Consider the following 13,090-nt stretch of genomic DNA (forward strand, 5'->3'; position numbering starts at 1 on the left):
TCATCCCTTCGCCGCCCCGCTCTCGAGCCCCTGGATCATCGCCTTGTTGAGCACCAGGAATACCAGCATGAGCGGGGTGATCGTGACGCAGACCGCGGCGAACGTCGCCGTCCAGTCGACGTTGCCCATCGCCCCGATGTAGTTCTGCAGCCCCAGCGGGATCGTCTTCAGGCCGTCGGAGAGCACGAACGTGTTCGCGAAGATGAAGTCGTTCCAGATGAAGATGCTGTTGACCAGGACGATCGTCACGATCGTGTTGAGCGACAGCGGCAGGGTGATCTGCCCGAAGATGCGGTACGGGCCCGCGCCGTCGAGCGACGCCGCCTCGTACGTCTCCGGCGGGATGTAGTGGTAGAAGGACGAGAACAGGTAGATCGACATCGGCAGCGCGAACCCGGCCAGCGGGATGATCATCGAGCCGTACGTGTCGAGCAGGCCGACTGCCGCGTAGTCGATGAACAGCGGCACCAGCGCGATCTGCACCGGCACGATGATCCCGATGAGGAACAGCCCCCGCACGAACCCGCGCAGGCGGAACCCGAGCACCTCCAGGGCGTACGCCGCCATCATGCCGAGGGCCACGATGAGCAGGTTCGCGCCGAAGGTCACGACCAGGCTGTTGAGGATGTTCAGCCCGAGGTTGCCGGTCTCGAACGCCCGCGCAAAGTTGTCCAGGGTGAGCGCGCCCGGGAGCGAGAACGGGTTGGACGACGCGAAGTCCTGCTCGGGGCGCAGTGCCGTGAGGAAGAGCCAGGCCAGGGGATAGACCTGGGCGACGACGATGAGGCCGACGAACACCCCGTTGAGGGACCGGTGCACGTCGAGACGCTCGCGTCTCATGCGTTCTCCTTCCGCCGCAGCAGCGCGATGATCAGGCCCACGGCGACGAGACACTCGACGACGATGAAGACCGAGATGGCGCTGGCGTACCCGTAGTCGGTGTGGCTGAACGCCGACTTGTACATGTAGGTGGTGACGAGCTCGGACGCCTGCCCCGGGCCGCCGTTCGTGAGCAGGTAGGGGATGTCGAAACCGCGCAGCGCGTAGGTCGTGGCCATGATCGCGGTCGTGACCCACACCGGGCGGATGTACGGGAAGCGGATCTTGGTGAAGACCTGCCAGCGGCTCGCGCCGTCGAGCCGCGCGGCCTCCTCCAGCTCGGCCGGCACGGCCATGAGGGCCGCGTAGATGATGAGCATGTACAGGCCGGTGAACCGCCACCCTTCGGGGACGGAGACGGCCACGAGCACGGTGGACACGTTCGACAGCCACGCCTGCTGCAGCCCGTCCAGCCCCACCATGTCGAGGGCCTGGTTGAGCAGGCCCACCGGGTCGAGCGAGTAGATCTGCCGGAACAGGAAGGCGATCGCGACGGTGGAGATCACCGCGGGCAGCAGGTACAGGGTCTTGATCAGCTCGCGGCCCCGCCGCAGCGCGACGAGCAGGCTCGCGACGACGAGCGCGCCGCCGAGCTGGAGCACCAGGCAGATCGCCAGGTACCCGAGCGTGTTGGCGAACGCCTGCCAGAAGACGTCGTCGCGGCCGAGCATCCGGACGTAGTTGTCCAGGCCGACGAACTCCATCGGCGTGATCCCGTCCCAGCGGAACAGGCTCAGACCGAGCGACTGCAGGATGGGCAGCAGCACGGCGACGCCGTAGAGCAGCAGCGGTGGCAGGAGGAAGACGAGAACCGCGACTCTCGATCGGTGCGGAAGCATGGGACCTCAGGGGGTGGTCGGGGGACGGCGGTCGGGGGCGGCGGTCACTCGAACGCGGCCGCGCCGTGCTCGGCGATCGTGGCGTCCATGGTGGTGACGAACTCGTCGGCGGTGATGTCACCCTGGACGAGGAGGGTGAGCTCCTGCTGCAGCCGGGAGTTGGACGTCGGGTCGAGCTGCGTGTCCCACGGCATCGCGCTCACGTCCCCCACGGCGTCGGCCTCGGCGACCGCGCGCTCGTACAGCGGCGTCGCGTTGTCGGGGATCGTGGTCTCCGCCGTCGTCGTGGGCGAGATCGCGCCCGTCTTCGCGTACAGCTCGGGGTAGCGCGTGAGGGCGAACTCGAGGAAGTCGCGCACCAGCGGGTCGTAGGTGCGGGCGTTCACGGCCATGCCGATGCCCGACGGCGAGACGTACTCGTTCTCCGCGGTCGCGGCGCCGTCGGTCACCGGGAGCGTGAAGTAGTCCACGTCGTCCCGAACGCCGGCGTCGAGCGCGTCCGTGGCGAGGTTCGCGAGCTCCCAGGTGCCGATGTTGTAGACGGCGGCCTTGCCGGAGGTGAACAGCGCCTGCGCGTCGGCGTAGCCGGTGGACGAGAAGCCCTCCTGGAAGCAGCCGGCCTCCCCGAGGGCGGCGATCCACGCCACGGCGTCGCGGCCGACGGGGTCGGCGAGGCTCGCGTCGGCGCGCTTGAGGTCGCGGACGAAGTCGTTGCCGGACGCGCGGAACGGCTGGTACGCCATGTACCGCTCGAGCGGCCACTGGTCCTGGCCGTCCAGCGCGATCGGGGTGGTGCCCGCCGCGCGCAGGTCCTCGCACATCGCCGGGAAGTCGTCGAGGGTAGCGGGCACCTCGACGCCCGCCTTCTCGAACAGCGCGGTGTTGTACCAGAACAGCTCCACCTGGAACTCGAACGGCACCATGTACAGCGACCCGTCGTCGAATCGCTGGTAGCTCAGCGCGGCCGGCCGGTAGTCGTCGTGGACGCCGATGTCCGTCAGCAGCGCCTCCGCGTCCATCATCCGCCCCTGGTCGGCAAGCTTCTGGGCGAAGGGGGTCGCGTCGATGTCGAACAGCTCGGGCAGCTCCTTGGCGGCGGCGAGGGTCTCGAGCCGCTGGATGTAGGACGGGCGGTCCGGGGTGGTGATGAGGTTGAGCTCGAAGCCCGGGTGCTCGGCGGCGTACTCGTCGGCGAGCTGTTCCATGGTGGTGATCACGCCGCCGTCGGCAGGTCGGGAGAGCAGCCACGAGATCTCGCGGGGCTCCACCTCCCCGGCGGGCGCGACGTCGGCGGGGTCGGTGCCGCCCCCGCCGAGACCACCTCCGGAGCAGCCGGCCAGGAGCAGGGCGGTCGCGGCCGCACCGGCGGCCACCGTGAGTCGGGTGGGGTTCATCGTCGTCTCCGTTGATCGAGCGGATGGGGTCAGGGTGAACAGGTCAATCAGGACGTGGCGGCAACGGCCGCGGGGACGGGTTCCGGCGCCGGCCGGTCGCCGCGGGTCGTGACGGCGAGGTCGGCGCGCACGACGCCGTCGGCGGCGAAGACGCCGATCCGGTCGCCGGCGCGGCGGTGGACCCGGGTGCTCAGCGACACGTCACCGTCGAGCGTCGCCTGGAGGATCTCGCCGTCGACGACCACGTCGAGGCGGTGGCGGCCGGCCCGCAGGTCGCAGGGGCGTTCGAGCTCGACCGCATGCGGGACGTCGCCGGAGATCTGCCACTGCTCGCCGCCGGTCCGGCGGCGGGGCCAGCGGTCGAGCACCAGGCGTCCGCGGCGGGGTTCGAGGCGCAGCGCCCAGGCCTCGTCGCCGTCGTCGCTCGCGTGCAGCAGCAGCCCGGTCTCCGCGCACGCGGCGCGGCCGGTGGCGTCGGCGGGGATCTCGACGTCGAGGCGGACGCGGTACCGGTCGGGGACGTCGCCGTCGGCGAGGACCGCGTCGTACCCGTCGGGGCGCCCGACCGCCGCCTCCCCCGCGTCGCCGAGGGTGACCGGCAGAGGCTCGGCGAACGAGTCGAGCACCTCGGCCGGGATCGCGAACCCGAGCGTGCCGTCGTCGTGCCGGCGCGCCTCCAGCGTGGCGAGCGTGCCCGCCCACTCCCAGGGGCCGTCGTCGTGGCCGCCCTCACGGGTGGCGATCCAGCCGAAGAAGACGCGCCGCCCGTCGCGCTCGGCCGACTTGGCGGCGTAGAAGGACCGGCCGTCGATCGTGTCGCGCTCGGGCGCGACCCACGGGCCGGCGAGGGAGCGCGCCATCCGGTAGCGCGTGGCGAAGGCGTCGGAGAACTCGGAGTAGACGAGGTACCACCAGTCGCCCCACCGGAAGACGTCGGGGCACTCGTGCGCCACGTGGCGGCCCGGGTCCCACAGGGGCCCCACGGGCTCCCAGTGCCGCAGGTCGTGGGACGTGAGCTGGGCGAGGACGCCGCGGCGGCGCTGCGGACCGGCGTCGTGGCGGGCGGTGACGATCATGCGCCACAGGCCGGCCGCGTCGTCGCGGAGCACGAACGGGTCGCGCCAGTCGCCGGTCTCGTACCCTGGCCCGGCGCCGAACGTGTCCTCCGGCAGCTTGGTCCAGGTGCGCATGTCGTCCGTGCTGACGGCGTGCATGACGAGCTGGAGGGGCCGGCCGTCGGCACCGCACCGGTCCGGATTCTGGCCGGTGTAGAACAGGTGGTGCGTCCCGTCGTCGTCGGTGACGACGCTGCCGGTGTAGACGTTGAGGTCCGGCGCGTCCGGGCCTCCGCTCGGCACGGCGAGGCCGCGGTCCTCGTAGCGCACGAGGTCGTCGGTGACGACGAGGTGCCACGGCATCCCCGCCGACGGCGTCTCGCGCCGCTCGTGCAGGTAGTACAGCCAGAACGCGTCGTCGCGCCCGACGGGGATGACGTCACCGACCCAGGCGCCGGCCGGGCGGTAGTACGTGGTCTCCGACAACGAAACTCCTCGGGTCGTGATCAAACGCTTGATCTTCATGATCAAACGCTTGAGCAAGATAGCAGGAGCATCCCGGAGACGACAAGGGGTGGCACCTGACGCGTGTTGTCAGGCTCTGCGCGAGGTATACCTCGCACAGAGCCTGACAACTCGCTCAGGGATCACACCGGCTCCCGCCACACCACCCGCTGCCGCGGCCGCAGCTGGATGACCTCCATGTCGAAGCCGCCGTCCGGGAACCGGAACTCCAGGAAGCCGCCGAGGCCGGCGTCCCCTGCGTCTTCTCCGTCAACCATCAGTTGCGAATGGTCGGAGAGGCGCGGACCCCGAGGTCGTGTCGGTGGCACACGGAACGCTCGTGAAGACGACGACGAAGGGACACGTCATGACCGCACCCACGCCGGTGAACCCGCCGCAGCTGCACCAGAACCCCGCCTTCGCCTGGGGCATGATCCTGCCCGCCGGGCGCACGCTGTACGTCGGCGGCCAGAACGGCACCGGGCCTGACGGCGCGATCGTCGACGGCGGGCTCGGCCCGCAGACGGAGCAGGCCCTGCGCAACGTGCTCGCCGTCCTCGCCGAGGCCGGCACCGACGCCGAGCACGTCGCCAAGCTGACGATCTACCTGGACCCGTCCGTCGACCCGAACGCGGCCTACGCCGCGTCCGCGAAGGTCTGGCGCTCCCGCACCGCCGTCACCGTGCTCGCCGTCGCACCCGCCCGCCCCGGAGCCCTTGTCGAGGTCGAGGCCGTCGCGGCGGTGCCGGAGGGCTGATCCGCCTCAGCCGCCTACGCTCGACCCGTGCGCACGCCCCGTCTCCACGCCCTCGCCCGGGTCGTCACCCTCGTCGCGCTGGTGCTGGCGGTGGCCGACGGGTTCCGGTGGGGCAACCGCTGGTACCTGTCGACGGCGTTCGGCGACGCGGGCAGCCCCGGCCACGCCGCGGACCTCCTGGCCTCGGCGCACGGCGCGCTGCTCCACGGCCTGGGGTGGCTCGCGCTGGCGGTCGCGGCAGGCGCCGTCGGCTGGCAGCTGCGGGTCGTCAGACGGCAGGGCGCCTGACGACCCCGGCCGACACAGTGATGCGATCGTCTTCCGTACCGTCGTACAGCAGCACGATCTCTCCATCGGTCCGTGGCAGGCGACGGGACAGCTCGCTCACCGCATGACCGATCTCGGTCTCGTCGAGGACGGTGGCGCTCAGCCCCCAGAGGTCGAGGCTGGGCAGGGTCGTGAGGGACAGGTTCATGATGATCTCCTGGGACTTGCTCCGGATGACGTCCAAGCGGTGCTGGACGTGGACCAGACGCGTCGAGGCCTCGGTGATCTGCTGCTGCAGGACATCCGCCTGGTGAGCCAGAAGCGATTCCAGCGCGAGCTGCCCGATCTGCGGGTCGAGCAGCTGACCGATCTCGGTCAGGCCGAACCCGAGCGCGCGCAGCTCCGTGATGGCTCGAACACGCCCCAGCTGGCTCTCCTGGTAGCGCCGGTAGCCGGTCATGGGCTCGATGACTGCCGGGGCCAGCAATCCCATGTCCTCCCAGTGCCGCAGCATTCGCCGCGAGACACCGGTGCTGTGCGCGATCTCTCCGATGCTCAACATGTCGACCCCCACCAGACCGCATCACACGGTGTCAAGGTCAACGACCCGAGACGAGGCGGTTCGCCCACCGCCTGCGGTCAGCCCGCCTATCGCCGACGCGTGGCGAGGAACTCCGCGATCCGGCCGATGGCCTCGGTGAGGACCTCCTCGTCCGGAAGGGTGACGAGACGGAAGTGGTCGGGCGCGAACCAGTTGAACCCGGTGCCGTGGGTGACGAGGATCTTCTTGGCCCGCAGCAGGTCGATGACGAACTGCTCGTCGTCCTCGATGGGGTACATCTCGGGGTCCAGGCGCGGGAAGCAGTACAGCGCACCCCGCGGCCGCACCGACGTCACGCCGGGGATCTCGTTGAGCAGCTTGTCGGCGAGCATCGCCTGGTCGTAGAACCGCCCGCCCGGCACGATCAGCTCGTCGATGGACTGGTACCCGCCGAGCGCCGTCTGGATGGCGTGCTGCGCCGGCACGTTGGCGCACATGCGCATGTTGGCCAGCAGCGTGAGGCCCTCGAGGAACTCGCCCGCCGTCTCCTTGGGGCCGGAGACCATGACCCAGCCGGCGCGGTAGCCGCACACCCGGTACGCCTTGGACAGCCCGGAGAACGTCAGGCACAGCACGTCCGAGCCCGCGGCCGCCGCGGCGTGGTGGTGGGTGGCGCCGTCGAACAGGATCTTCTCGTAGATCTCGTCGGTGAGGACCACGAGGTCGTGACGGCGGGCGATGTCCACCATCGCCTCGACCATCTCCTTGCTGTACACGGCGCCCGTGGGGTTGTTCGGGTTGATGATCACCATGGCGTGCGTGTTCTCGGTGATCTTCGACTCGAGGTCCTCGAGGTCCGGCATCCAGCCGTTCTCCTCGTCGCACCGGTAGTGCACGGGTGTGCCGCCGCACAGGGTGACGGCGCCCGTCCACAGCGGGTAGTCCGGCGCGGGCACGAGGATCTCGTTGCCGTCGTCGACGAACGCCTGCAGCACCATGGAGATGAGCTCGGAGACGCCGTTGCCGATGAACACGTCGTCGACCATCGTGTCGCGCAGCCCGCGGGACTGGTAGTACTGCGCGACGGCGGTGCGTGCGGCGTAGATCCCCCGCGAGTCGCTGTACCCCTGCGCCTCGGGCAGGTGGTGCACGACGTCGGCGAGGATCGCCTCCGGTGCCTCGAAGCCGAACGGCGCCGTGTTGCCGATGTTCAGCTTGAGGATGCGGTGGCCCTCTGCCTCGAGGCGCTGGGCCTCGGTCAGGATCGGGCCGCGGACGTCGTAGCGGACTCCGCGGAGCTTCTGGGACTGCCGGATGGTACGCACGGTCCCCATCATCCCGTGCCGAGCGCCGTGGTGGGTACGGCCGATCCGCGACGAGTGGCCCGATCTGCTCGCGTTCACGGCCGAGTCGGCCCGCGGAAGGGGCATGGCCACCACGACGGCGGTCGTGGTGGCCATGCCCGGATCCGACGTCGTCAGCCGATGAGCGTGAACGTCGTCTCGGTGGTGTTTCCGAGCATGTCGTACACGACGAGCGTGTTCTCGCCGCGCTGGGCGCCGAAGCGCCCCCTCGTGACCTTGTCCAGGTCGAAGCGCTCGGCACCGCCCAGATCCTGCTCGACGCCGTTCAGCGTCAGGCGGTCGAGGCCCGCCGCCCCGGCCACCAGCGTGAACGACACCTTGCGGTACGTGCCGTCCGAGCCGACCGTGAACCTCGCACCCTCCTTGATCGACACCTCGGGCGGCGAGCCCGCCGACTCGTTGGCCACGTCGAGCACCAGCGGGGCGAGCGCGAGCCTGTCGAGGTTCGGTGCCCATCCGGAGGCGTTCCCCAGGGTGAGCGCACCGTCGTCGGTCGTCAGATCGAGCGGGACCGTGTGGGTCCAGAACCCCTGCCACGAGTAGTTGTGCCGGTAGGCGCCCCGCGTCGTCGTGCCGCCTTCCTCGGTGATGTCGAGGAACCGCGTGACCACGTCGGTGTTGTAGGCGTGACCGGTGTTCTTCTCGGCGTTGGCGTAGTCGGCCACGAAGTTGTAGGCACCCGCGGGCACGCCCTCCGGCCGCTGCCAGACGGCGTAGCTGTCGGCGCCGCCGCCGAGCCAGCCCACGTTGTCGCCCGAGACGTTGGTCGGCTCTGCGACGGCGTCGACCCGTGCCCCGCCGTGCAGCTCCAGGGCGTCCTCCGCCTCGACCTCGACGACGGCCTCGTCGCCCTCCGCGGCACGCACGGTGCGCAACGACGTGAGGTCGACCTGGTCCTGCGCCCGGACCGTGATCTCGGTGATGCCCTGGGCCAGGTGGAGGCGGACCGTCGAGCTCCAGCGCCCGGCGTCGGCCGCCGTGAGACCCTCGACCGGGCGGCCGTTGACCTCGAGCCCGAGCCCGGTGGCCTGCGCCGCCGCATAGTCGAGCGTGACGTCGTGGTAGCCGGTGTCCCGTGCGGCGACGTAGAACGTGGCCGCACCGTCGGCGTCGAGGCGGACGTCGCCGGCGGTGGCCGACCCGTCGAACAGCACCGAACCGCCGTCGATCCGGGCGAGGTGTGCCGGGTAGACCTCGGCGTCCGGTCCGGCCACGCGGGACAGCTCGAGCTTGTCCACGGTGACGTTCGACCCGGGCAGCACGGTGGACCCGTCGATGCTGGTGCGCAGCGACAGCTCCCGCGTCCCGGCCTCGAGGTCGACGAGCACCTCGGCGCTGCCGCGGTACCGGGCGTTGAAGCCGGCCTCGTACTGCACCGTCGCGGCGTGCTCGCCGTCCACGAACAGCGCGTGGCGTCCCGCCACGGTGGTCCCCGCCACCACACGCAGCCGGTACGTGCCGGACTCGGGCACCTCGACCGGCCAGGTCAAGGACGAGTCGGGTGACGTCAGACCACTGACGTCGTGCTGGTTCGACGCCGCGAAGGTCCAGTTGTCGTCGGCGGGCTGGTGGTCCACGGTCGCGTTGTGGAGGGTCGTGTCCTCGGCCTCGACGACGTCGCGCCAGGTCGAGTCGACCTCAGGCTGCTCGGCGAGCGGCGGGGTGACGACGAGCTGGTAGGCCGAGTGGCGGTTGTCGTTCGGCACGTCGACCTGGATCGAGCCGTCCGCCACCTCCACGCGGTCGGCGACGACGACCGGCGGGTTCAGCGCCGCGCCCTCCTGACCGGACCACTCGGCCTCACGCACCTGCACGTCCACCGTGTCCCCGAAGACCTCGGTGTCGATCCCGTCGATCTCGACCCGGACGTCCTCGCTCCCGCCGCCGAAGATCGCGGTCGCCTGCCGGCCCTCGGTGTCGATCGTGGCCGTGCCCTGCAGCGTGTCGACGGCGTCGAGCGCCGGCGGCGTGAGCTCGACGGTCTCGCCGGTGAGGTCGGCATACCACTTGAGCAGCCACCACGCGCCGTTGGCGCTGTTGTTCTTGGCCATGTTGTCGTTCAGGTTGCCGGCGAAGGTCCAGTACGCGGTCTGCGCGTCGACCTTCTCGTCCTCGAACATCGACAGCCACTGCACCAGCTGACCGGGCACCGACATGTCACGACGCATCGCGTACTCGGTGATGTTCACCGGGAGCGGCCCGACGCCGACCTCCTGCTCGATCTGCCGGAACTCCGCGAGGTGCGACCGGAACGTCGCGAGGTTCTCGCGCCCGAGCTCGTGCCAGGTCCAGATGTCCGGCAGCGTGCCGTTGGCCTTCGCGGACTCGAGGATCTCGCGCGTGCTGCCCCCGTGCCACCAGGCGTCGCCCGGGCCGGCGATCCGCGCCTCGGGGTAGATCTCCTTGATCGTGGTGTAGGCGGCCTCCCAGTCGGCGAGGAAGGTGTCGCGCATGGTGTCCCAGTCGCCGTACCAGTTGATGCCGTCGGGCTCGTTGAACGGAGTGAAGACGTAGCGCTCGGGGTAGGCGGACTCCTCGACGATGCTCGTGACCACGGTGCGCACGATCTCGAGGTAGGTGTCGAAGTCCTCGGGGCGCTGGCCGCCGTTGTAGGGCCAGTCGGGGTAGTAGTCCTGGATGTTGACCATCAGGTACTCGCCCCCGTTCTCGAAGAGCGACCGCTCGACCTCGAGCGGATCCCCGTTCGGGTGCTGCTCCCCGTGGGGCGCCTTCTGGGTGACGTTGGTGGGGCGCGCACCGGCGACGATCGCGTCGGTCGGCACGCCGTCGTCACCCAGGCCGTAGAGCATCCCCGACGCCCCGCCCTGGAAGTCCCCCGTCGTGGCGGCGAGGTCGATCTCGATGACCTCCGGGTCGGCGGCCGCCGCCGCGCTCATCGGCAGCACCGCGCCCGCGGCGCCGACGGCCGCCGCCGCGGCCACGGCGACGCCCCGCCGCATCCTGCGGGCGCGGTCGCCCACGCCCCCGTCGCTTCGTCTCCTGCTCGAACGGTCATGCATGCAACTCACTCCTTCGTGATGGTTGTCGTCACCGGGACACGCCGTTCCGGCGCGCCCCGGTGGTGTCGTGGCCGGTCTACTGCTGGAGGACGGCGTCGATCTGCTCGTCGGCGACCGTCAGAGACGACGCGTCCGCGTTGCCGAGATAGATGTCCTCGAAGGCGACGGACGCGATCGCGTTGACGTCACCCGCGTTCAGGGTGATGGGCGGCAGGAAGGTGCGGCCCTCCTCCTCGTAGCTGAAGAACGCCGAGACGTCCCAGCCCTTCTCGTCGAAGGCGGCCAGTGCCTTCTCCGAGGACTCGGGGATCGCGGGGAACACCACGGCGTGCTCCGCGACGATGTCCTGGCAGTCCGTCGAGCCGAGGAACTGGACCCACTTCCAGGCGCCCTCCTTGTTGTCCGACGAGGCACTGATGGAGTCGGCGACGCCGTTGAACAGGGACGCGCGCTCCCCTTCAGGGCCGACGGGGCCCGGCGCGATGCCGACGTCTACGCCGTCGAGCTCCATGAAGGACCCGGTCGCCCAGGAGCCGTTGGTGCCCATGGCGACCTGGCCCGAGCCGACCTGGGTGGGCGTCTCGTCCGAGAAGACGCCGGCGGCGGGCGCGTAGCCCTTCTCGGCAAGGCCGTAGAACCAGTCGATCGCCTTCTGGAACTCGGGGTCGTCGAAGTTGTAGCGGGTGCCCCACGGGTTCGTGTCGAGGTAGTCCCAGTCGAGCGTGCCGGTGAAGTTGGCCCACTGCATCTGCCCCGTCTCCTCGAAGTTCGGGTTGATGCCGAGCCCGTACACCTCGACCGCCGAGGGGTCGAAACCCTCCTCGTCACCGCGGACCCCGTTCGCGTCGACCGTGAGGTGGGCGACGATCTCCTCGAAGGTGCCGCCGTCGTCAGGGTTCCAGTCGGCGGCCCACAGGTCCTCCGACGTGATCCCCGCCTCGTCCAGCATCGCGGTGTTGTAGAAGAAGGCGGTGGTGTCCCAGTCCTTCGGCAGGCCGTACGTGGAGCCGTCGGCGTACTGCCACGGGTCGAGCAGGCCGTCGGCGTAGACGCTCGTGTCGAACCCGTCCCGCTCGATCATCTCGTCGAGGGCCACGACCTGGCCCTGGGTGGCGAACTCGCCGTACTTCGACAGGTGGTCGACGAACACGTCCGGACCAGAACCGCCGACGAACGAGGCGGTGAGCTTGGTCCAGTAGTCGTCCCACGCGAACTGCTCGATCTTCACGGTGGTGTCCGGGTTCGCCTCGGTGAACGCGTCCGCGCACGCCTGATAGGCCGGGAGCTGGTTGGAGTCCCACAGCCAGTAGGTGATCTCCCCGGCTCCGTCGCCGCCCGACCCCGACCCCCCGCCCGAAGAGCAGGCGCTCAGGGCGAGAGCGACCACGCCCACGAGCGCTGCCGGTGCTGTCTTGCGCTTCATTGATGTCTCCTTTTCGCAGTCATCCGCGTCGATGGTGCGGAGTGGTGGTGTGACGCAGGGAGGCGGCACGGTGCCGTCCCGGTGGCCCGCATCACTTGATCCCGGTGAAGCCGATCGAGTTGACGATGCGGCGAGCGAAGGCGCCGAAGAGCACGAGCATGGGCAGGGCGGCGAGCAGGGTCGCTGCCATGAGTCCCGCCCAGTCGGGTGCGGACTGCGGCGCCTGGGCACGGAAGATGCCCAGCGCCAGCGTCAGGACGCGCGACTGGTCCGACTGGCTCACGAGGAGCGGCCACAGGTAGTCGTTCCACGCGGTCATGTAGGTGAGGATCGCCAGGGTGGCGACGGCCGGTGACGCCATCGGCAGGATGATGGTGAAGAAGGTCCGGAACCTCCCGGCACCGTCGAGCCGGGCCGCCTCCTCGATCTCGACGCTGATGCCGGCGAAGAACTGCCGCAGGAAGAACACCGCGAACGGCGTCATGATCATCGTGGGCAGCGCGATGCCGGGCAGCGTGTCCAACAGGCCGAGATCGCGGATCAGCAGGAAGTTGGGCAGCAGCGTGAAGATGACCGGCACCATGAGCCCGGCCAGGAAGACGCCGAAGACGACGTCCCTCCCCGGCCAGCGCAGGCGGGCGAAGGCGTACGCGGCCATCGCCGAGAAGAAGATCTGGAAGACGGTGACCAGCGTGGCCACGATCACCGAGTTCATCAGGTAGAGCGGGAAGTCCAGCGAGGCCCCCGAGCCGCCGTCGGCCAGCGACTCGGCCGCCGTGGCCAGCCCGAGCGCCCGGCGGAACCCCTCGACGCTGAGGCCGACGGGCAGCGGGTCGGCCGCGCCGCCGGGCAGTGCGGCGTTGGTGGACAGCGCTGTGCGCAGCATCCAGTAGAAGGGGAAGAGCGTCGCGAGCATCACGAGCGCCAGGACGAGCCAGCCGAGGAACCGGCCGGCGGAGGGCCGGCGACGGCGCCGGCGGACCTCGCCGGACGACGGCTCAGGGGCCGTGGTTGCGGTGGGCGACGGAGCGGTGGTGGTCATCGGTG

General features: G+C 70.2%; 12 protein-coding genes. 2 read left to right on the forward strand and 10 right to left on the reverse strand.

Features of this window, described 5'->3' with window-relative positions; all coding sequences use genetic code 11:
• The 5 genes from EYB28_RS11865 to EYB28_RS20495 form a co-directional block, all read right to left on the reverse strand.
• A complete protein-coding gene (locus EYB28_RS11865; protein WP_166848089.1) occupies positions 1–840 on the reverse strand; it encodes a carbohydrate ABC transporter permease in 840 nt (279 codons plus the stop codon).
• On the reverse strand, positions 837–1,718 hold the full coding sequence (locus tag EYB28_RS11870) for a carbohydrate ABC transporter permease (protein ID WP_166848092.1): 882 nt from the start codon (positions 1,716–1,718) through the stop codon (positions 837–839). Before EYB28_RS11870 ends, EYB28_RS11865 begins: the two co-directional genes overlap by 4 nt.
• A 44-nt stretch (positions 1,719–1,762) precedes the next feature.
• A complete protein-coding gene (locus tag EYB28_RS11875) occupies positions 1,763–3,112 on the reverse strand; it encodes an ABC transporter substrate-binding protein (RefSeq protein ID WP_166848095.1) in 1,350 nt (449 codons plus the stop codon).
• 47 nt (positions 3,113–3,159) lie between these two features.
• Positions 3,160–4,653 (reverse strand): GH32 C-terminal domain-containing protein, encoded by a 1,494-nt coding sequence (locus EYB28_RS11880; protein ID WP_166848098.1) that lies wholly within the window; start codon positions 4,651–4,653, stop codon positions 3,160–3,162.
• Between the two features lie 161 nt (positions 4,654–4,814).
• Positions 4,815–4,949, reverse strand: a complete 135-nt coding sequence (locus EYB28_RS20495; RefSeq protein WP_255461515.1) for a hypothetical protein — start codon at positions 4,947–4,949, stop codon at positions 4,815–4,817.
• A gap of 89 nt (positions 4,950–5,038) precedes the next feature.
• On the opposite strand from EYB28_RS20495, the gene EYB28_RS11890 reads away from it, so the two are divergent.
• Together EYB28_RS11890 and EYB28_RS11895 are read left to right on the forward strand one after the other, a co-directional pair.
• Entirely contained in the window at positions 5,039–5,428 is a 390-nt protein-coding gene (locus tag EYB28_RS11890) for a RidA family protein (RefSeq protein ID WP_166848101.1), read from the forward strand.
• Positions 5,429–5,455: 27 nt separating this feature from the next.
• Positions 5,456–5,716, forward strand: a complete 261-nt coding sequence (locus EYB28_RS11895; RefSeq protein WP_166848104.1) for a hypothetical protein — start codon at positions 5,456–5,458, stop codon at positions 5,714–5,716.
• Here EYB28_RS11895 and EYB28_RS11900 read toward each other — a convergent pair.
• The 5 genes from EYB28_RS11900 to EYB28_RS11920 form a co-directional block, all read right to left on the reverse strand.
• Entirely contained in the window at positions 5,697–6,269 is a 573-nt protein-coding gene (locus EYB28_RS11900; protein WP_166848107.1) for a MerR family transcriptional regulator, read from the reverse strand. The two genes, EYB28_RS11895 and EYB28_RS11900, sit on opposite strands and share 20 nt — an antisense overlap.
• 74 nt (positions 6,270–6,343) lie before the next feature.
• Positions 6,344–7,561: a pyridoxal phosphate-dependent aminotransferase gene (locus EYB28_RS11905; RefSeq protein WP_166848110.1), complete on the reverse strand. Its 1,218-nt coding sequence runs from the start codon at positions 7,559–7,561 to the stop codon at positions 6,344–6,346.
• Between the two features lie 152 nt (positions 7,562–7,713).
• The gene (locus tag EYB28_RS11910) at positions 7,714–10,620 is read right to left on the reverse strand and encodes a hypothetical protein (protein WP_205710904.1); all 2,907 of its coding nucleotides are present in this window, start codon (positions 10,618–10,620) and stop codon (positions 7,714–7,716) included.
• 76 nt (positions 10,621–10,696) lie between these two features.
• The gene (locus EYB28_RS11915) at positions 10,697–12,043 is read right to left on the reverse strand and encodes a sugar ABC transporter substrate-binding protein (protein WP_166848113.1); all 1,347 of its coding nucleotides are present in this window, start codon (positions 12,041–12,043) and stop codon (positions 10,697–10,699) included.
• 91 nt (positions 12,044–12,134) lie between these two features.
• Positions 12,135–13,085 (reverse strand): carbohydrate ABC transporter permease, encoded by a 951-nt coding sequence (locus EYB28_RS11920; RefSeq protein WP_166848115.1) that lies wholly within the window; start codon positions 13,083–13,085, stop codon positions 12,135–12,137.
• Between the last annotated feature and the right edge of the window lie 5 nt (positions 13,086–13,090).

Source organism: Isoptericola sp. BMS4 (assembly GCF_011634835.1).
Taxonomy (GTDB): Bacteria; Actinomycetota; Actinomycetes; order Actinomycetales; family Cellulomonadaceae; genus Isoptericola.

Excerpts from the sequence above, each read along its gene's own strand:
- EYB28_RS11920 (WP_166848115.1), bottom strand. The coding sequence starts at position 13,085 with ATGACCACCACCGCTCCGTCGCCCACCGCAACCACGGCCCCTGAGCCG.
- EYB28_RS11865 (WP_166848089.1), bottom strand. The coding sequence starts at position 840 with ATGAGACGCGAGCGTCTCGACGTGCACCGGTCCCTCAACGGGGTGTTC.
- EYB28_RS11910 (WP_205710904.1), bottom strand. The coding sequence starts at position 10,620 with ATGCATGACCGTTCGAGCAGGAGACGAAGCGACGGGGGCGTGGGCGAC.
- EYB28_RS11890 (WP_166848101.1), top strand. The coding sequence starts at position 5,039 with ATGACCGCACCCACGCCGGTGAACCCGCCGCAGCTGCACCAGAACCCC.
- EYB28_RS11915 (WP_166848113.1), bottom strand. The coding sequence starts at position 12,043 with ATGAAGCGCAAGACAGCACCGGCAGCGCTCGTGGGCGTGGTCGCTCTC.
- EYB28_RS11875 (WP_166848095.1), bottom strand. The coding sequence starts at position 3,112 with ATGAACCCCACCCGACTCACGGTGGCCGCCGGTGCGGCCGCGACCGCC.
- EYB28_RS11870 (WP_166848092.1), bottom strand. The coding sequence starts at position 1,718 with ATGCTTCCGCACCGATCGAGAGTCGCGGTTCTCGTCTTCCTCCTGCCA.
- EYB28_RS20495 (WP_255461515.1), bottom strand. The coding sequence starts at position 4,949 with ATGGTTGACGGAGAAGACGCAGGGGACGCCGGCCTCGGCGGCTTCCTG.